Source organism: Enterococcus canintestini (assembly GCF_001885735.1).
Classification (GTDB): domain Bacteria; phylum Bacillota; class Bacilli; order Lactobacillales; family Enterococcaceae; genus Enterococcus_C; species Enterococcus_C canintestini.
In genome coordinates this window covers 1-20702 of record NZ_JXKG01000031.1, presented here as the reverse complement: position 1 = coordinate 20702, position 20702 = coordinate 1, and the positions used below count along the sequence as shown (strand labels likewise).

Annotated in this window: 16 protein-coding genes and 5 pseudogenes; 3 read left to right on the top strand and 18 right to left on the bottom strand. The window is 35.7% G+C overall.

Annotation, left to right across the window (positions count from 1 at the left end; genetic code table 11):
* The 3 genes from RU96_RS12010 to RU96_RS12000 form a co-directional block, all read right to left on the bottom strand.
* The coding region (locus RU96_RS12010) for an amino acid kinase family protein (protein WP_487246362.1) at window positions 1-270 on the bottom strand (270 nt) is incomplete at its 3' end.
* A gap of 22 nt (window positions 271-292) precedes the next feature.
* Window positions 293-1231: an ornithine carbamoyltransferase gene (argF, locus tag RU96_RS12005; RefSeq protein ID WP_071865724.1), complete on the bottom strand. Its 939-nt coding sequence runs from the start codon at window positions 1229-1231 to the stop codon at window positions 293-295.
* Window positions 1232-1348: 117 nt separating this feature from the next.
* Complete coding sequence (locus RU96_RS12000; protein ID WP_071865723.1) at window positions 1349-2986, bottom strand: helix-turn-helix domain-containing protein; 1638 nt, start codon at window positions 2984-2986, stop codon at window positions 1349-1351.
* A 567-nt stretch (window positions 2987-3553) separates the two neighbouring features.
* Here RU96_RS12000 and RU96_RS13340 point away from each other — a divergent pair.
* Window positions 3554-4206, top strand: a pseudogene (locus RU96_RS13340) (hypothetical protein); the annotation flags it as partial.
* 76 nt (window positions 4207-4282) lie between these two features.
* Here RU96_RS13340 and RU96_RS13490 read toward each other — a convergent pair.
* From RU96_RS13490 to kdpB, 9 genes and pseudogenes are all read right to left on the bottom strand, one after another.
* A pseudogene (locus RU96_RS13490) lies at window positions 4283-4526 on the bottom strand (hypothetical protein); the annotation flags it as partial.
* A 385-nt stretch (window positions 4527-4911) separates the two neighbouring features.
* Complete coding sequence (locus tag RU96_RS11990; RefSeq protein ID WP_071865722.1) at window positions 4912-5613, bottom strand: response regulator; 702 nt, start codon at window positions 5611-5613, stop codon at window positions 4912-4914.
* On the bottom strand, window positions 5606-6088 hold the full coding sequence (locus RU96_RS13335) for a sensor histidine kinase (protein ID WP_249024202.1): 483 nt from the start codon (window positions 6086-6088) through the stop codon (window positions 5606-5608). The genes RU96_RS11990 and RU96_RS13335 overlap by 8 nt, the downstream gene beginning before the upstream one ends.
* 36 nt (window positions 6089-6124) lie before the next feature.
* On the bottom strand, window positions 6125-7636 hold the full coding sequence (locus RU96_RS13330) for a DUF4118 domain-containing protein (RefSeq protein WP_249024201.1): 1512 nt from the start codon (window positions 7634-7636) through the stop codon (window positions 6125-6127).
* 20 nt (window positions 7637-7656) lie between these two features.
* On the bottom strand, window positions 7657-8181 hold the full coding sequence (locus RU96_RS13325) for a histidine kinase (RefSeq protein ID WP_249024200.1): 525 nt from the start codon (window positions 8179-8181) through the stop codon (window positions 7657-7659).
* A gap of 1076 nt (window positions 8182-9257) precedes the next feature.
* Entirely contained in the window at window positions 9258-9578 is a 321-nt protein-coding gene (locus tag RU96_RS11980; protein ID WP_071865721.1) for a hypothetical protein, read from the bottom strand.
* 8 nt (window positions 9579-9586) lie between these two features.
* Window positions 9587-10120, bottom strand: coding sequence for a hypothetical protein (locus RU96_RS11975; RefSeq protein WP_071865720.1), 534 nt, complete (start codon window positions 10118-10120; stop codon window positions 9587-9589).
* Window positions 10121-10193: 73 nt separating this feature from the next.
* Window positions 10194-10859: pseudogene (locus RU96_RS11970) on the bottom strand (potassium-transporting ATPase subunit C).
* 14 nt (window positions 10860-10873) lie between these two features.
* Window positions 10874-12108 (bottom strand): annotated as a pseudogene (gene kdpB / locus RU96_RS13485) (potassium-transporting ATPase subunit KdpB); the annotation flags it as partial.
* 75 nt (window positions 12109-12183) lie between these two features.
* On the opposite strand from kdpB, the pseudogene RU96_RS11960 reads away from it, so the two are divergent.
* Window positions 12184-13344, top strand: a pseudogene (locus RU96_RS11960) (IS110 family RNA-guided transposase).
* 850 nt (window positions 13345-14194) lie between these two features.
* On the opposite strand, the gene RU96_RS11955 reads toward RU96_RS11960, so the two are convergent.
* From RU96_RS11955 to RU96_RS11930, 6 genes are all read right to left on the bottom strand, one after another.
* A complete protein-coding gene (locus tag RU96_RS11955) occupies window positions 14195-15310 on the bottom strand; it encodes a radical SAM/SPASM domain-containing protein (protein WP_071865719.1) in 1116 nt (371 codons plus the stop codon).
* A gap of 81 nt (window positions 15311-15391) precedes the next feature.
* Entirely contained in the window at window positions 15392-16873 is a 1482-nt protein-coding gene (locus RU96_RS11950; protein ID WP_071865718.1) for a sulfatase, read from the bottom strand.
* A 15-nt stretch (window positions 16874-16888) separates the two neighbouring features.
* Window positions 16889-17698: a PTS system mannose/fructose/sorbose family transporter subunit IID gene (locus tag RU96_RS11945; protein WP_071865717.1), complete on the bottom strand. Its 810-nt coding sequence runs from the start codon at window positions 17696-17698 to the stop codon at window positions 16889-16891.
* On the bottom strand, window positions 17698-18501 hold the full coding sequence (locus tag RU96_RS11940; protein ID WP_071865716.1) for a PTS mannose/fructose/sorbose/N-acetylgalactosamine transporter subunit IIC: 804 nt from the start codon (window positions 18499-18501) through the stop codon (window positions 17698-17700). The genes RU96_RS11945 and RU96_RS11940 overlap by 1 nt, the downstream gene beginning before the upstream one ends.
* A 28-nt stretch (window positions 18502-18529) precedes the next feature.
* Window positions 18530-19003, bottom strand: coding sequence for a PTS sugar transporter subunit IIB (locus RU96_RS11935; protein ID WP_071865715.1), 474 nt, complete (start codon window positions 19001-19003; stop codon window positions 18530-18532).
* A 60-nt stretch (window positions 19004-19063) separates the two neighbouring features.
* Window positions 19064-19480: a PTS sugar transporter subunit IIA gene (locus RU96_RS11930; protein WP_071865714.1), complete on the bottom strand. Its 417-nt coding sequence runs from the start codon at window positions 19478-19480 to the stop codon at window positions 19064-19066.
* A 270-nt stretch (window positions 19481-19750) separates the two neighbouring features.
* On the opposite strand from RU96_RS11930, the gene RU96_RS11925 reads away from it, so the two are divergent.
* Entirely contained in the window at window positions 19751-20524 is a 774-nt protein-coding gene (locus RU96_RS11925; RefSeq protein ID WP_071865713.1) for a DeoR/GlpR family DNA-binding transcription regulator, read from the top strand.
* Window positions 20525-20702: the final 178 nt, after the last annotated feature.

The window sequence follows — 20702 nt, the reverse complement described above, 5'->3', positions numbered from 1 at the left end:
TACTTTATTGACATCTATCCAATACCCTTCACTCATGGCATTACATTCAGGAAATGGTAATTCATCATTCGATTCTATGTTCTCGTAATACTCTGTAAATGCAAGATTAATCATTCCAACTTGCGTTCCATTCCCATGACTCACAATTAGCTGATGACCCTTCTCAACTAAATCAACTAATCCAGGAACTACTTTCTGTATTGCTCTTTTTTGTTCAATCGCACTATCCCCAAGAGCGTTTCCACCTAACGCTACAACTATTTTTGCCATACTTTCACCTAATTTCTCTTAATTAATTTGCATAAGCTGCTAAAATTGCTTTAATAGAGTGCATTCTATTTTCACCTTCATCGAAAATAACTGATTGACTACATTCCATAACTTCATCTGTTACTTCTTCTCCTCTATGAGCTGGCAGACAATGCATGAAAATTGCATCTGGTTTAGCTTTTTTCATTGCATCCATTGTAATTTGATAAGGTGCAAAAGCTTTCTTCAAATATTTAATTTCTTCATCAGATTGGCCCATACTATATTGAGACATTCCATATACAATATCTGCATCCTTTAGAGCTTCATCAAAATCCTGAGTAAATACTACCTTTACGCCAGTTAATGTAGCTCTGCGTTTGGTTTCTTCAACAATTTCTGCATCTGGTTCAAGTCCTTCTGGGCATGCAATATACAAATCCATTCCTAAAGAAGCACACATAATCATTGTCGTATAACATACATTGTATAAATTACCCGAATAGCAAATCTTCAAACCTTCAAATTTACCTTTTTTCTCTTTGATAGTCATTAAATCTGCAATGCCTTGTGTGGGATGTTCTAATGCTGTTAGACCATTAATAACTGGATTCTGCATCCACTTAGAGCATTCCTCAACAATCTCATGACCAAACGTTCTAATAAATAAACCATCAAAGTAGCGATCTAAAATACGACATGTATCTTTTAAAGGCTCTCCACGAGTCATTTGCATTTCATCTGGACGAAGATAAACAATTTTAATACCTAAATCAGCAGCAGCTCTCTCCAATGCGTTACGTGTACGAGTACTATTTTTTTCAAATAACCCTGCCCATACTTGTCCCTTTAAATATTCATGTGGTTCTCTGGCAGTCCATTTACGTTTAAAATCTAAAGATAACTCCGTAAGGAATTCAATTTCTTCACGATCCATATCTTTAAAAGCTAAAAAATCTTTCCCTTTGAATCTGTTTCTCATAATTAACATCTCCTTGTTCCTTTGATACCTTCATTCTATCTAAATCTATAAAAAAAAAAATTGTACAAACACCTAAAATGAAAGCGATTTCTTTGGATGTTTGTACAATTCAAAATATTATTCGTTGGATAGTTGATAAATTTGCAACGCTATATATATGTTCATTAAACTATCTGAATGATTAATATCTACATCTAAAATTTGTTCGATTCGTTTTATTCTTGCATATAAAGTATTTTTATGAATAAAAAGTTTCTTACTTGTTTTACTGTGAGAAAAATCAGACTCTAGAAATACTTCTAGTGTTGAAAGCAAAGAAGTATGATGATTTTGATCATAATTAACAAGCGGATAAACATACGTTTCTAGCATCTTATTAACATATAGTTGATTAATTTTCCCCTGATCATCTAAAAACAACTTTAAGATTCCTAATTTCTGATATAGAAAGTATTTTTTATCAGAATGATTTGAAATTAGTACATATACTGACTGTTCAGCTTCTTTAAAAGCTAAATGTAGCTTCCAATAAGGATGTACTTCACTTACCCCCATACAAAATTTACCACTGCGATATTTGTCTTGGAGAAATTTAAAAAGTTCAGAAATAAACGGCTCGATTTTACTACTTATATAAGGAACAAGTATTACCCAATAATCACCTTTGAAAAAAACCAAATAATTATCATTAAAAAAGGAACATTGTGAGAGCTCTTCTCTAAATTTTATAAAGATACTATTTTTTTGAATGGAAGTATAATTACTTTTTTCTGAAACATCCTTGATTAAAATCAATCTATAGTTATCAAAGATTTTACTTTCCAATGAGTAACTAATTCTATTTTTTTCATTTTCATTGTTTTCTTTTATGCTCAACAAATCCTCAAATACTAAATTTCTATAATGATTACTTGCTAATTTATATTCATATTGATAGGATGCTTTTAATCTATATATTAAACAAAAAAATTCTATTTTTGCTAAAACATCTTCCGTTAATAGTTTTGTTTGCTTTTCTTGCCTTATTATTAAATATGGGGAATCCTTTCGAGAATCTATGATAGGTATATAAAAAAAATTACTTTTTTTAGTGTAATCGTTTACGCGTTGATCAGTTATCCCCGTAATATGCTTTCCTTCATAACTTGTACCGATTTTTTCAAATATACCTGGAACAATTTGAGCAATGTTACTAAGATAGTTTTCCCACTCAAAATCTAAACTATGATCAATCAAATTAAAGTGAGAATTAATTACAGCTGCAGAGTAACCTACTAATTCATAAAAAATCTCACACATATCTTTATAACTTTTCTTATCTGACAGTGTTATTAACATCTTTTTATGAAAAATATCTACATCTTGAAGCATCTTACTTTGATTACTTATTATTAAACGTTGGATAAGGGACATAATATCGCTCCAACTAAAAAAATTATCTACAAAAAAAATAGATATACCATGAGCAATACATAGTTTTATCAAATTTCCATCGATAATTTCTTTATATCTTTTTTTAGTTATAATGCCACTAATTTTTCTTTTAATAATTTGTAACAAATAATCTTCCGTAAAAAAAACTTTAATGTATTCCCCTCCAACAATTATTAGTTCCCCTTGCTTTATCCAATTTTTCATGTCCTGGGTATCCATGATATTAATCCCTGTTACTTCAACTTCAAGGCTATTTACGGCCATTACACAGTTTCCTCTTGAAAGTTCATCCAATTTAACAACATCACTAATAGTAATCAATTCATCACCTCAAAATAATTCTAAACACTCTCTTCAAAAAATGAAAAAAGAGTATTACAGTAAATTCATATTGTAGTGAGACTCTAATACAGTTCAACAAAAGCTATGTAAATTGATATCTGTAAAAAGTCTATAACATACCATGATATAAAAATACTCAATTCATAGTCGTTTATTGCTCATAATCCATTTATAAATTTTGCATTATTTTTAAAAAAATTATAACTTTCAGTCTAGTATTTCAATTACATTTTTATGATTATTTTTTAGAAAGTAACCTTTTACTAATAAAATCAGCTGATTAAAAATTCCATAATTAATCATACACTAGTCTAATATAAAGAATCAACAGATGTCTGCACATAAACTTTTTAAGCAACCATAAAAAATTAGATTTATAGAGGATGAACTATAAGACATCTTCAATAGTTTCCCTTTACTTTCACTAAGGTAATCCTCCTGTGCTTGTCTTAGTTTTGATTTCGTATACTCTTGTTTCCTGCAATCAAGACTGCAATCTGTAAAATAAGATCTTTAATAATGCGGTCAAACAAGGATAGAAACTATTATCTGTCAAAGAAGTATTCCATTAAGGTTCCATCACAAGTGAAGCGCTAGATCAATGCCTGTCAAGAATTTGGTGAAGAAAATTTAATAAGAAAGCATCAAAGTAAAAAATATTCTATTCATTTTAAGTTAAGCTGGGTGAGATAGAGTTATATTAAATAAGTACGATCTCTTCAATTAAAAATGCCTTGTTAAAATATTGGTATTGGGAAAGCTGCGAAAATAGGAAGCCCAACAAAAATGAATGAATCAATCGCACGAATCATCGCAAGCCTCCGAGAATCATTTAATTAGTTGGTTGAGTCTCTAGAAAACCTAAAGTTTCTTAAGACAACCTTCATTTACTTACAAAAACGCTTTGCCCGTAAAAAACCAGATCAGAAGATTGAATCAGAAGCGCTCTAAATTTGAGAAAAGTATAAGAATTATGGCTATTACGGATGGCTAATGAATTAGAACTCTTGATTTCTCTATCAATAAAAAGAAAGTTTAGCGCTCGATCAAGAAGCTAGGAATGAAAGTAACGCATACACGCGTAAATCACATTGCCACAATTCTTATCGGAGAAAAGTCGGAGCAATAGCCCAAAATCAGAGTTATCGTCATTTCTACACCAGTATCTACCATCAAAAATGACACCGGATACAACGGAAAATTTTTCGGCTTATTAAAACAAAAGTTTTTCATGAAAAAACTTTTGACCGTTTCTAGGAATTAAACTTATCTATCAATAGCTATTTCACCAAAACTGGTTTGAAATGTTTTATTTCATAACCATTTCGGCGATTATTGTGCTCCTTGGGTTCTTTAGAATGGGCATCATACCCTACTTTTCAAAAAGAAGCTCAAGTACATCTTTTAAAGCATCTTACATGCCATTGATAAATTCAGGTTGATAGGCATTCAGAATGGATTTAACTAACTTTTCGACATTGGGATTTTCTAGCCACTGTGTACTCCCTCTTGCTCTTATTTAAAAAAAAGAAAAACCGTGAAGCAACCACCTGCCTAGGAGTGATGGTTACTTACACGATTTATATTACACTCTCAAATTCAAAGGGTATAGCTAAACTTGATAAGCTGCAAAAAAAAGAAAGCTCCTATACAAGAGTATTCTTCTACAAAAACTATATGTAGGGACTTAATAAGACACGAAAGAACTATGAATTTTATATGGTGAGAAGATGAAAAAATAACTTTCATCTTCTTTTTGAACAGCATTATCTTACTAACTATTTTTAAATTTTATTTTTCAATCTCCCTCTTAGTTTTTCTAAAATCTCATCCCTTCTTTTGCTGATTGTTTGATAGCTTACTTTCTCCCGACTGACCTTATACTTTTTTTGCATAGAGATGGGTTACTCTATCTTCATCATCCGATAGCCGACACCAATGTGGGTTTGAATATATTGCGGAGAATCTGGTTTATTCTCTATCTTTTTTCGCAAAGTTGCCATAAAGACATGCAAGCTTGCAAGATCGTTATCCCAACTTCTCCCCCAAATGGCTTGCGTTATAAAGGTGTGTGTCAGAACCTTTCCAACATTTTTGGACAGCGTGCAAAGCAATTTGTATTCAATAGGTGTCAAGTGTAGCTCTTCTTCATTAAGAAATGCGCAGCCAGCAGCATAGTCAACTCGAAGTGCCCCATTCGTAAAAACAGCAGTTTCTTCAGATGAACTTCTCTGCATAATTGGAAGCCGTCTTTGGGTTACACGAATCCTCGCAAGTAACTCCTCAACAGAAAACGGTTTGGTGAGATAGTCATCTGCACCAGTATCAAGCTCATCAATTTTATCACTGTCTTCGCTACGTGCGCTTATAACAATAATTGGCATATTCGACCATGTACGGATTTTTTGAATAATTTCAACTCCATCCATATCCGGCAAACCTAAATCTAGCAGTAGAATATCCGGATTATGAGAAGAAGCTTCCAGAATTGCCGATGCCCCATTAAAGACAGTAAGATAACGATAATCATGTGCCTTTAATGTCGTTGTCATTAAATTTCTTACAGATGTATCATCTTCCACAACAAGTATCAATGGATTATTCATGAATTTGTACCTCCCCTCTAGGTAATGTAAATGTAAACACCGTTCCGCGTGGTTTGTTGTCAGAAACAAAGATTTCCCCACCATGAGCGTTAACAATGGATTTACAGAGCGACAGACCCAATCCAAGACTTCTGCGGCTGTCGGCAAATTTATTTGCTCCGTTGTAAAACCTATCGAATACCTTTGCCTTGGCTTCATCAGAGATGACATCGCCATCATCTGCTATAGATATAACAACTTTATCTCCTTGCTTTTTTGTCCGAATCACGATATATGAACCTTTTGGCGTATATTTAATTGCATTGTCTAGAATATTGATAATCACTTGTACAATAAGCTTGGCATCCATTTTAGCTAGAAGATATTCTTGTTTGCTCTCAACAGTAATATAGTGCTCTACGCTTTTTCGATTGACATGGAGAAGGGCCTCTGCAGTAGCATCATCAACCAAGTCCTCGGACATACGAAGGTTCATTCGTCCTTCCTCAATCCGTGTAACGGTAAGCAAGTTTTATACAAGATTGATGAGCCACATAGAGTCATCATAAATATCTTTGTATAACTGCTTTTTCGTATCATAATCGAAGGACTCACTGTTTGAGATAAGATTACTTGCATTCACAGAAATTGAAGTCAACGGCGTTCGTAAATCGTGAGATATTGTTCGAAGAATATTCGCTCTAAGTTGCTCGTTTTGGGCAAGAATTGTGGCCGCTTCTTTTTCTCTAGCGTTATTTTCACTCTCCAAGGAGAGCGCACATTCACCAAGAATAGATAAAAGAATGCTGTTTTCAAAGGCATCCAGGGTCTCTTCTTCCATCACAATGCCCACGACACCGTACACTCGGTCATTTGCGCGAACGGCCAAATACCTCCCCTTTGCATTGGAGAAAGTTTTTGTCGTCGATCCTGCATACTTGTTGTTTTTGAGTACCCATGTTGCCACAGCTTTTTCACTTTTCGATAAAAGTTCAGAATTTACTGTCTTTTTCTGCAAAGCAAAAACTTTTGGTGTCCCAAGCATATTGTTCTCAACAAAATAAAAGACAATATCTTTGCTAAGAAGTTTATTCAACTGATGAGCTGCTATAGACACAATTTCATCCTTATCAGAAGCTTTCTGTAAAAGTTGGTTTGTATCAAATAAAGCCTTTATCCTATACGCTGCCTTGGCCGTTTGAATTGTATTCCTCTTTAGTTGCACAGCTAAAGAACTTGTTAGAAAAGCGGCAAAAAACATAATAACAAATGTAACCGGATATCCCTGACCAGTGGCCTGAAGAGTAAATTTAGGGTCAGTGAACAAAAAATTGAACAACAGTACACTGAGAACCGAGGAAATTAAGCTGTATATCCGATTCCTCGTGACCACAGAGATAAGGAGCACTCCAAAAACATAAATGATAATAATATTAGCTTCTACAAAGCCAAGACTCTGAAACAAAAAACCAATCAGACTGACAGTTAATAAAGTCAAAATGCTTTTCAATATGTCTGCAGAAGAAAATTTTATATTCAACTTGCTATTTATTTTTATTGCTCGATAAACAGAATCACTTGAAATGATATCTGGAATAATATGCACATCCATATTGGGAGCATAGGATATGAGTTTTTCAGCCAATGTTTTTGAGCTGAACAATCTTTTTTTAATGGCTATACTTCGCCCTATAACAATTTGAGAAACACCTGAGAGCCGAGCAAATTTCGCTATCTGAAAAGGAATATCTTCTCCATGAACAGTCTCTATGGTTGCCCCAAGTTGCTCCGCAAGATGAACATTTTCATGAAAGCGTTTTTGGTTTTTCTTACTCATATTAGAAAAATCAGAGGTTTCTACAAATAGTGCCGTGAACGTACCTTGAAAAGCATTTGCCATTCTGGCAGCTGTACGAATAACCTTAGCATTTGAAGGGGAAGATGAGAGGCATACAAGAATATGCTCATCCGTATGATAATCTGCCTGATTATTTATATTGAAAATACCTGTCAGTTTATTGACCTTATCTGCACACCGACGCATAGCAATTTCTCTCAATGCAGTCAGGTTCTTAATGGAAAAAAATTCTGCAGCGCCTGCCTTTCCTGTTTTTCTTTATATACATCTCCCTCTTGAAATCGATTAATCAAATCTTGCGGTTCAATATCCACTAGTTCCACCTGATCAGCACGATCAAAAACAAAATCCGGTATACGTTCATGGACCAAAACACCAGTAATTGATGCCACCGTGTCGTTTAAACTCTCAATATGTTGCACATTAATCGTCGTATAGACATCAATGCCAGCATTTAATAATTCTTCAATATCCTGATAACGCTTTTCGTGACGGCAACCTATTACATTGGTATGAGCAAGTTCATCTACAAGAAAAATTCCGGGCTTTCTCTGAAGAGCCGCATCTATGTCGAATTCACGCAGTTTGATACCGTTGTATTCTAGCTGAAAATTAGGCAACTGCTCCAATCCTTGTAGCAGAGCCATCGTTTTTGGACGCGTATGTGGTTCAATATAACCCACAACGACATCTATTCCTCTATTTTTCGCCGAATGAGCAGCTTCCAACATAGCGTACGTCTTTCCGACCCCGGCAGCATAGCCGAAGAAAATTTTCTAGCGTCCTATTGCCTTATTTCGTTCTTCCTCCTGAATCACCTTTAATAGTTGCTCCGGAGTTTGGTTAGAATTTTTCATGTAATCACCTCCTAAGAAACATATACACCCAGAATATAAAGTTTGTAAAAGTATTAGCTTATACATAAATTTATCTCACAATGGAACTGTGTTTCAATGGCATAATCACAAACTTTTATCTTTCATATTAAGCAATGTGTCGAATATTCAACAAATAATCACTTACCTCCACACGCCTCTAAGTCACTGTGGCTAACAACCTATTGATATTTCATTTTTAGACACAAATTAAATAGGCATAAGAATACTTTCTCCTATTGCTAAGATTATAATCTACACAATCAAAGAAATAGTATTAACTATCTTTCTAATATAAGTCTGCAATAAAGGGCCCTTCGTTACAATGCCGCAAAGATAGTCTCTATCATCCATAATAAGAGTAACACTTTGTTCTGGGGATGTTAAAACTAATTAAAATAGAAGTGCGTAAATATGGAGAGGCTTCCAAAAACTTCTCCGAAAGATTTCATATATCTCAATATTATTCGTAGCTTTTTAAATCTGTTTTTCCAGTTACAAGAACAAGTCGAAGAAAATCACTTTCTATCACGCTACCTAAGTACACCTCATTTCATCCAAAACTAGTATTGCAGTGAATCCGTAATAATGCATACCTTCCACCCTTGTCGCACTATGTCATTACATGTAGCAAAGCACTCGAGACTTTCGGAACCACTACTTTTGCAATGTTTACTTGTGATTACTTCACGATTTACTTACCTTCATTTAGTGTTTCGTTATATATCCTAATATCATCTCAAGTTCCCAACTTACAAGAGTAGGCATCCAGGAAATATTGCGAAGAAAACAAAGTAGTAAGATAATATGATGTATAGGAGGTCCCTTCGCAATTTTATCTAAACAATTCCTCATTAATGAATTATTTTTAAATTGTCGTCGTACTAGCTTCCTTCTTATTAGTTACATTATAACTAAAAGGAATTTATTGCTTATTGATAGTTTATGGGAAACAGGATTTTTATAAATATCCATTCCGCTGGATGCTGCATATTAGCACCAAAATAGTATCTTTTCCCTGTTCGATCATAGATTTCAAAATTCTGGTTTTGATTAGTAATATGAAATCCTAACTGATCCATAGCTTCATGCAAAGAAAGTTCCCATTCTATGCGATTGCTTAGGCAATCCTGATAAATAGAATTTTGTAACCACTCAAACTCTGTTGGTTCAACTCCATCCTGCAAAAAACTTTCCCAAAGCTCCATCTTCTGGCTGAAGCTCAAAGCCTCCAACAAATCTCTTGTATTCATATCATTCCTTAATCCTGCGTAGCAAAAGTGGGTTTTGCTTTTGGGCAGCAGAGCCAGCTTTTGCTTTTTAAAAAACTTGACTTTCGCCAACTCATTACGGCAACATCAACTAACCAGTTAACTTTCTTGAGAAATTCAAGAAGATTATCTGCAGTTTCTTTTTCATCACAAATAAGTTGAAAACAAAGTGTCCGAAGAGCATCTGAACTACTTCCTGAAATTGTCTGTTGAGTAAGCTCAACAAATGGCCCAACTTTTTCAGCAGATAATCGAATCGAATCCTGATTTTCTGTTGTTCCAAACGCACATATTTCCCAAGTCTGATTGATCTTTGCCATTATCAATGCAAAGAACTCCCAAAACTCTGAAATAACAAAAGCTACGTCGCGATAGAGAACATATATGGCTTTCCCATCATTCGAACCGCATATACATGGATTTGCTTCTATAATGTCCAACCACTCATTGACATCACATAGGAGAGTAAGCAGTGCCTGACCGGGAGTCACTTTTACATCAGCTATTTCCACAGGAATTTTCAACCTAGATGCCTCCTTATAAGGACGCAATAACATATGACTCATCTCCATTCCAAGTTACTATAGACAAAGCTTTTTATCTTTTAATCAACCCCATGGCAGTGCCAATATCAAGATTAACCTTGACTACATTTACTGTTTCTTCCCCAAATACACCTAGAAATTTCCCGCTTGTATTGTTCTTGATAATCTAGCAAATTAACTCTTCGGTCAGACCAGAAGCCTCAACTATACGAGGAATTTGAATGCTCGTTGATCTCGGAGAGATATGGGGATCAAGTCCAGAACCGGAAGCCGTCAACAGATCGGTAGGGATATCTTCGCGCTTGACACTGCTATTCTTTTTTAGAAAGTCCACAATATCTGCTTCTACTCGTTTGGTAAGCTCCGGATTAGATGCTGCATAGTTATTGGAACCAGAAGCAATGCCTGAAAATTTTGTTCCATCTTTATAAGTTTTGTTTCCATCTTTCTTTTCTATATACACATTATAGTGATAAGCAGAAGGGCGACTCCACATATAATAATCCTGCAAAAATTCTTGTCCTACATTTTCTGCCGCAATTGTTTTCCCCTCAATTTTCAGTAGACTTCCTTCTGCTTGGTGCGGGAAAAACAAAGTTGAAAGTCCTGTTAATAGAGTAGGGAAAAATAATCCGCATATCAACATAAAAACAAGGGAGACAGAAAATGCCTGACGTGCACCATGCAGTAAATTCTTTATTTGTATTTGTTTGTTCATAGCCACTTTCTCCTTTACATACCTAATAAGCCTAATATTGGATAAAGAATCATATCGATAATTTTAATACCAATAAACGGTGTGATGATCCCACCAACACCGAAAATCATCATATTCCTAAGAAGCATTTTCTCCGAAGACATGGGTCGGTACTGAACGCCCTTCATAGCCAATGGAATCAGGCAAGGAATGATGACGGCATTAAAAATCAAGGCTGACAGTATTGCAGTGTTCGGTGTTGCAAGATTCATGATATTAAGCACATTCAGCTCAGGAATCGCCCGCATGAACATCGCTGGGATAATCGCAAAATATTTTGCAATATCATTTGCAATAGAGAACGTAGTTAGGCTACCACGTGTAATTAGCAATTGTTTACCTATTTCCACGACCTCAAGTATCATCTTAGTCGGATCCGAATCAAGATCTACCATATTGGCAGCTTCCTTAGCAGCAGTTGTTCCACTATTCATGGCGAGACCTACATTAGCCTGTGCAAGGGCCGGAGCATCATTTGTACCATCCCCTGTCATAGCCACAACTTTTCCCTCAGCTTGCTCCTTTTTGATTACTTCAATTTTATCTTCTGGCTTGCATTCTGCAATAAACCCAGCTACGCCAGCCTCTTTTGCAATGGTAGCTGCAGTCAAAGGGTTATCACCAGTACACATAATTGTCTTTATTCCAATTGCATGAAGACGTTCAAAACGCTCTGTCATACCTTCTTTTACAGTATCCTTCAAATAAATAACTCCCAAAATACGGCTATTTTCGCAGACTGTAAGAGGTGTCCCCCCAAGCTGGAAATTTTTTCTACCTCTTCCCATAGATTCTTTGGAATCTTTCCGCCCTGTCCCTTAACATATTTTTCAATTGCATCAGATGCACCCTTACGGATTTTTGTTCCATCAGGAAGGTCAATACCACTCATTCTTGTCTGAGCAGTAAATTCAATAAAACTAGAACCTACTATCTCTGTGCTATTATCACCCATTCGATGAGCAAGCTCCAGGATGGACTTCCCTTCAGGAGTTTCATCATGCAAACAGGTCAACGCCGCATAATGGATTAGTTCTTTGAGATCTACACCATCTACCGGGAAAAAATCAGCCGCCAGACGATTACCATAAGTAATAGTACCAGTTTTATCCAGAATCATTGTGTCTACATCACCACAGACTTCTACTGCCTTTCCAGACATGGCAATGACATTAAAACGTGTAACTCTATCCATACCAGCGACGCTTAATCTCCAGTAAGGATACACGGCAAAGAGTCAAGTGGAGCTTATCACAACCGCAAAATACAATTACGGAGGTTTATTATGACAATTGGGGTTGGTATCGATGTATCGAAGAAGAAACATGATGTTGCTCTTTTAGATGACAATGGAGAAGACCTCACAAAGTTTAAATTTCGGAATAATTATGATGGTTTCTATCGTCTTCATTCAAAATTATGCCAAGTATCTTTCGATACTGATATTCAAATTGCTTTAGAGGATACTGGGCACTACGCTTACAATTTACTTTGGTTTTTGCGTGCGAATGGTTATAAAGTATTTTCTTATAATCCTTTATTAATTAAAGAGTTTGCCAAGTCTACTTCCTTACGGAAAACGAAGACTGACAAAAAGGATGCACTAGCCATTGCGCAAAAGTTACGAACAGATACTCCCGTAGATAATTTTGTTGCGGAAGATCATATCCAAGAATTAAAATTTAATACTCGTCATAGAGAGCGTTTAGTTAAACAACGTTCCTATGAAAAAGTGCAATATACCAAAATATTAGATATTATTTCCCCTGAATTAGCCGATATTGTAGGGAAAACTGGCACACATGCTCAGTGTATTTATGAACTTTTCAAAAAGTACCCGACAACTGGAAAAAATTCTAGAGCTCGTGAGAGCTCATTAGTCAAAATTCCATACATGTCTGCTGAAAAAGCGCACGAAATTCATACAGCCGCTAAGCAATCTATCGGTCGTGTCTCTGAGGCTCTAACCTTTGAGCTTCTTCAAGTGATTGAAGCCATCGAGTTTCGAACCAATCAAATCAAAAAAGCAGATAATAGAATTCAAAAATGAATGACTCAGTTGGACTCGCCGATTCTATCTATTCCTAGTATAGGCTTTCGTCTTGGTGAAACTATATTGGCTGAAATTAGAGATATTCAAAATTTCCAATCTCCTAGTCAACTATTGGCATTCGCTGGATTAGAGCCTTCTATTCACCGGTCTGGACAATTGGATAATGAAGGCCATATGGTGAAGCGAGGGTCTCCTCATCTTCGTTGGGCGCTTATTCAAGCAGCTAGATTAGCTGCCCGTTTCTCCCCTACTATAGGCGCTTATCTAGATAAAAAATTAGCTGAAGGAAAACATTTTAATGTAGCTATCACACACGTTGCTAAAAAGCTCGTGCGTATTATCTTCTTTGTTCTCAAATTTAATCAACCATTTGATGAGCAGAAACTTAAGTAAGCTTTTTTTACTGAATATTTTTTCCAGACTGTTTAAAATTTTTTGTTTCTAAACGGTTATTTGGCATTCCTCCATTCTTGTTATTTTTAGAAATAATTTCTATTGACAATTCACATAGTTTGTCTTGAAGTCTAATTTAATTTCCCTTTTTAAACTGACGTCTTCTTCTATTGTAATAGTAGATAGATTGAGCTAGACAGAACATCATTTCTGAATATCTCACAATGCTATATCCTCCAAAAATTAGAACCCAACCTTATCTGACAAATCCACGAAGGGACTTGTTTTTATATTCTTTATTGATTTTGGTAAGCATAACCATGAAGTTGACAGCAAAGGCATCCCTCTTGGAAAAACGTTGCGCATAGCCAATACAAAACAAAAAGGGGAATAACTTCTTAAATTAATTGGCATGCATCACCTTCTTCCCGATAGCCCTTTGATTGGAATGGAAACAACTGATTATTAGTGGTTATCTTTTACTCGTTTTTAATTTTTTAAATTGCCAAAGTAATTCAGTCTCAATTTTTATAATTGCTACTGCCTGAAAATTTATTTTATCCGAGCTTCTTTTATTAAGTACCGTCATCATCCCAGAATTTCTAAAAAAGCTACCTAGAACCCTTTCATCAAAAATCTGTTCTAATAACTGTTATAAGATTTCCTAGCCACTTTTTATTCCATCCAGAAACAGTAACTTTAGACATTATGAAGACTGTAATATTATTGAATAAAAAGATATTTCCATAACTGAGTGAGCTTTACCAGATCCAAGATTAGCTTGATGATTACACTCGCTACCCATACTTTGAATTACACAAATATTAATATAAATATAACAGACCAATAGTTACACTATTTTACTACTGATTAGTTGTAAAATCTCTTGTATCCGAGGTATGAAGTATCTTAGAAAGTCCTGGTATCCACAATACTGTCCAGAAGAGTCAACATAAACGGCATTTTTCATACGTTTACATCCTCCGCCACAAACTTTGATAAAAGGACAATTGCCACATTTTTTAGGTAAATTTGGCTTTTTACAAACAAAATCAAAAGTAATCTCTTTTTCAAAAAGCTCTTTTAAAGTGTTTTCTTGGATGTAACCCATTCGATACTCGTCTAATACGTAGAAATCGCAAGGATAGACACTGCCATCTGCTTCAATGACATATTGCACTTGGCAGTTTCCTAATATACCACATGCAGTAATCTCTTTTCGTACTAACAAATTAATTAAGTCATCAAAAAGCTTGATACTGATATAATTGCCCTTTTTTAACTGTTCTAGCCATAAAGGGAACAACTGTCTATAGAATCCCGCAAAACGTTTTGGTGTGAGAGCATAGCTACTTTTTTTCTTCGCATCTAAATCATCCAAACAAGGGATAAATTGAACAAACTTGATTTGTTGTTCTTTTAGAAAGTGAAAGACTTTCTTGCCCTCTTTAGCCAACGGGTTCGTCAAGACACAAAGCACATTGTAATCAATCTCATATTGATCAAATAGCTGTTTTGTTTGTAGCACCCGATGAAAAGAGCCCTTTCCTTTTGGATCAACTCGATGTAGATCATGGTAAAGTGGAAGGCCATCGATCGAGAGACCAACTAAAAAATCATGTTTCTTCAAAAAAGCACACCAATTCTCGTTAATCATGGTCCCATTCGTTTGAATCGCATAATGAACCTGTATCTGCTTTTGCTGTTGATCCACTAATTGGGTCACTTTTCGAAAATAATTGAGACCTGCCATCGTTGGCTCTCCACCTTGAAACGCTAATGTCAATTGATCACCGTCTTCTAAGTCTGCATAAATATTTTCGATCATTTTCTCCGTCACTTTTTCTTTCATTTTGCCAAACGAGCGGACTTCCCGCAAGGAACTGACATTGGCATAAAAGCAGTAGCTACAGCGAAGATTACATAGCGCTGAGGCAGGTTTTATTAATACAGTAATGTTTTTCATTAAAGGGTTCTCCTTTATTTTAGATACATATTCTATGTATAAAAAGGCAAAGCATAATCTACTCTGCCTTTCATTTTCATATCAACGCTTCAACGCTAATCTCTGATATTGTTCTTGCGGAGCATCCATTTCTGTCATCACACGGATCAACTGGTCAATCATTTCGGCTTCTTTTTCTCTTTCTTGTAGAGGAGTCATCTGTAGTGGGTCCCTTTTCAAATCAAAAAGCAAACTATCTCTAGTATAAGCAGACATATCTCCCAAACCATCTAAAATAGCAGGTTGGTTGATTGGCACTTTAAATACTGGGTACTGAGTGCGCATTAAAAAACGTCCTATCTCGATAGATGTTGGATCGCTCTCCCCAATATAATGTCGGATAGTTGTTGGAATGCCGGTATACTCGAATAACGGCTGATTGTCTGCTTTTGGGGCACGGAAATACGTATAGTTACCATCTGTGATATTGACAGTAATGCCGTGAGCACCATAAATAGCGTGGTTTTTCCCATTGCTCCTGCCATTAATAATCGACACCCAAGAATGTCCACGTACATCTTCTGGGATTGCAATACCATGATATTCCAACACTGTTGGCATAATATCAATATTTTGGGAAACGTTGTTCGTGTGCTCTCCCCTTCGTTTTCCCTTTGGATCACGAACCATTAGAGGAATAGCTGCTAATTCATTGTAATTGTGCATATAATTTTTTCCAAACAAACCATGCTCACCCAATAAATAGCCATGATCAGAAGTCAAAATAATCAAAGTATCTTCATACATGTCTAATTCCTTTAACTTAGCAATCAATCTCCCAAAATGATTGTCCGTCATAGTAACTAAAGCTGCATAGCGTTGTTGAATATATTCAACAGCCTCACAAGGTACATCCACTTTCCCATAGATAGGCGTTTCAAAAAAGGGCCCTTCATAAGCTGAATTGTAAATATTCATATACTGATCTGGAACATCAAAAGGTTCATGGGGATCAAAGACTTCTACTTGCAAATAAAAGTCCGTTTCTCCTTTATTCTCCTCTAACCAATCACAGGCGGAGCGAAAAGTACGTGGTGTTGGATAGGCTTCTTCATCATTAATCCATTTTTCTCTATTCGCCTGGTATTGTTTTCTCAAACGGCCATAATACTGCTCTGGCATCCATTCTGGATCACGAATTTTTGAAACCCACGGATCACCTTCTTGTCCTCGATGAAAATCCCAAGTTGTGAATTGATTGATATATCCTTCCCCTCCCAAACGAAAATAATGGGTATGGTCAGTAGTCAAATGCGAATAGATATCGTTTTCTTGCAACAATTTAGGAAATGTAATATCAAAAGGCTCGATAGGTCCCCAAGACCGCTCTAAAAAATTTAAACGTCCAGTCATAATGTCTCGTCTGGCAGGCATACATGGAGTTGAACCAATATAATGATTGTCAAATACTAGCGAATCTGCAGCAAAAGCATCGATATTTGGTGTCTTTACTTTGGTACGCGGATTATACGCCGACAATACATCTTTACGTAGCGTATCCATCAAAACTAAAATTGTCCTCATTTTAAAACCACCAACTTAAACTAATATTCCAAAAGCTGATAAAACGATAGCCGCGAAAATAATTATAAAAATCAAAGCAACTACATGTTTGCCATTCCATTTTTTAAAAAGATACAAACACAACAAAGTCATCAGCATTGGTAAGAGATTCGGTATAACTTTATCTAACATTTCTTGAACTTTAATAGCACTGTCCCCTTTACCATACTGTAATCCCAGATTCATCTGTACAGTAGATGCAATTAAAGCTCCCGTTACCATGACACCTAAAACATTGGCAGAAGTACTTATTCGATCTAAAATTTTCTTGCCATTGGAAGACATTAATAAATCCCGGCCTTTCGAATACCCTAAATGAACCCCATAGTATTTCAATGGAAAATAAAGTATGTTAATCATTAAGAACATTAGAATGGGACCTAAAAAATTCTTCTCAACAGCAAATGAAGCACCAATACTACCAGCAATAGGAAACCAAGTAAAATTCAATAAACTGTCTCCAAGCCCGGCCAACGGTCCCATTAAACTTGTTTTTACAGCAATTACGGTTTCTTTCTCATCTTCTTCTGTGCTTTCTTCTAAAGCGGCTGTTACTCCTAAAATAAACGGAATTAACACCGGATGGCTATTAAAAAATTCTAAATGACGAGCATACGCTGCAATTCGTTCTTCTTTAGAACGATTTTTATATAATCGCTTTAAAATAGGAGACATCCCAAACAAGGTGCCTAAGCTCTGCATACGTTCATAATTATGAGAAAATTGAATCAATTGCGAACGCCAGAACACTTTATTCAAATCTTTCTTTGTAATTTTATTTTCCATTAAAGGTCGTACCCCCCCCCATCATCTTCAGCTACTGTAACTGTTGTTGCACTATCAGTACTTTTTCCTTGATCATCAGAACTTTGGTTCATGATAATGTCGTAAACAGCGGCTGCACATAAAGCAAATAAGGCAATAGCAATAGTTGGTAATTGTAAAAAAGTTGCCAATGTGAATCCCAATATTAAGAAAATCCACATATTTTTTTTCATCATCATAGACAATAGCATCGCCAACCCAACTGCAGGAATAATCTTAGACGCAATAGTTAACCCTGTCATAACAAACTCAGGAATTACATCTAATACTGTCTCGATAGCAGGTGCACCTAAAAAAACGGCCATAAATACTGGAATTGCGCGACTTAGGAAAAAGAAACAGCCTCCAAGATATTGGAGTAGATCAATTTTTCCAAATTCCCCAGCTTGAATTAATTTATCTGCACTATGGACCAAAGTAACATTCGTGGTCATGATAACCATACTCAGTTGTTGAACTAATAAAGCTACTGGGATTGCCACTGCTACACCGGCAGCTTCGCCTCCACCTGACATGATTCCAATTGCTACACCGGCCACAGCACCAGAAATTACATCTGGCGGCTGGTAAGCTCCTACATTGTTAGTTCCCAGCCACATCAGTTCTAACGTTCCGGCAATTATCAAGCCTTCCACAGGTGCACCAAGGATAAAACCTACAACTACCCCAGCCAGCAATGGCTTTCGAAATCCTAAATGCGGCCCAAACTGGTCTAGGGCACAAATACCGGCCCATAATGCAATCAGTAATGATTGAAAAAACATTCGATCGCCCCTTTCTTAACAGATTGGATTATTTTTCCAAAGTCCCATAGTCTACTCGTGGGTCTTTTGGTACCATTTGAACATTGATGTGAATCCCTTTATCCATCAATTTTTTGAAAGCTTCATCTTCTGCATCTGTGACAGAGATAGCTTTAGATAAGCGCCTGCGTGTTTCGTTAAAGCGCATACCTCCAGCATTCACTTCAGAGATTTGCAGCCCTTCATTGACAAGCCTTAAAATATCAATTGGATTTGTAAATAATAGCATCGTTCGTTTCTTAATCTCTGTCTTCTTCAAAACTCCGGCAAATTGATCTACACCAAATATCATCACCTTAACTCCAACAGGTACCGCATAGTTTGCTACTGATTGGGCAATGGGATCATTGCGAGTCTTGTCATCAATAATTAAAATTTGTTCAATTTCATAATTACGTGTCCATGTTGTTGCAACTTGTCCATGGATCAGACGGTCGTCAATTCTAACTAACTCGATTGCCATAATTGTTTCCTCCTTGATTAATCTCAAATTTCATGATTCAATAATCCGTAACCTTTTTACTTACAGATCCATTGTTTCTGTTGTTTCAACTGCCGGGGGTGTTTCCAAGATTGTTTGTCCTTTGCTATAAGCAATCTTAACGATTTCCAATAGTTCTGGAGCAGGTAAATTTTTGGCCATGAAAGCTTCAATCAAAACTGGTAAATTAAAACCTGTCACAACTTCAACCGAAGGCTTTCTAGCTTTGAAACGCAAGCTAGCATTAGAAGGTGTTCCTCCTAGAATATCGCAAAAAATCATCAAGTCATGCGAACCAAAATATTCATAGACTTCTGAGATAGCCTTTTCCATACTTTCTAATGTTGTATCATACGTAACAGATAAGGTCCGGACATTTTCTTGTTTTCCCATAATCATTTCTGCACTTATTACTGCGGCTTCTGCCATAGGACCATGACTAATCAGTAAAAAATTCATTTGCTCTCTCCATTCATATTATTTTTTTCACAATCAAATGATAGCGTTTTCGAACAAATAAGTCAACACTTTTTGTGCTTTTTTTGATATTTGTGTTAATTAATTGTTTGTTTATTAACAAAATACTGTTTTTATTGTTCTTTGATTACTTATTCTCTTTATCTTTTGGTAGAAATATGTTAGTCTTGTAAAGAAAGTTAGATTTATTTAGTATAATACTTTTAATAGGTAAGTAGTTAATCATTAATACTAATTGTTTGAGGAGGTATAATGAAAAAGAGAGAACGTTTACAGTTGATTACTACTTTAATCAACGATCGCGGGGAAGTCTCTGTAACTGAATTGGAAAACGAGCTACGTGTTTCACAAATGACGATTCGTCGAGACTTGGATACTTTAGATGAACGAGGCTTAATTATTCGTACTCATGGTGGAGCCATTAGTCTTACTTTTGGTCAAAATCGACAACTAGATTATTCCCAACGCATGGAATTGCATTTAAAAGAAAAATTGGCTGTTGCAAAAGCTGCTGCCACACAAGTCCAAGATAATGATATTATTTTTCTTGGACCAGGAACCACCATTGAATTAATGGTAGATTTCATTACAGCACAAAATGTTCAGGTTGTAACTTCTAGCAATACTGTTTTTGATCGCATTCGAAAAACTGACCGTCGTTTCCAAGTTATCATTACTGGGGGGAGTTATGATCCAGACACTGGATCTTTCAACGGACCGCTGTCGTATGCTACAGTAGCAAAATTACAATTTGACAAAGCTTTTATCGGCGTTAATGGAATTAATAACTTTTCCGTCTCTAACTATAATATTGAGGCGGGCGAGCTTCAGAACATGGTTTTACTGAATTCTTCCAAACGGTTTATTGTTTCAGATATGCATAAATTCAATACACGTGCTTTCTTTGATTTTTATACTTTACATCATGGCGATTACATTGTAACTAACAATCAACTAACTGACTCTGTAAAAAAAGAATATGCGAAATTAATTGATTTCATATTCACCACAGAAACTGTTGAATAACAATTCATAACAGTTTCTGTGTACCCCTTTTAATACTATTAAAAAAACTACTCTGTCTCAATAGAACTGGCTCTTCGTCAATGAGTGTTGGTGAAGAAATTCAATAGATAATGGCTCTTTGTCAAATAGGACTGAGAGAGTGAGATAAGAACATCGGCTCTAAGTCAAATCGTGTTGT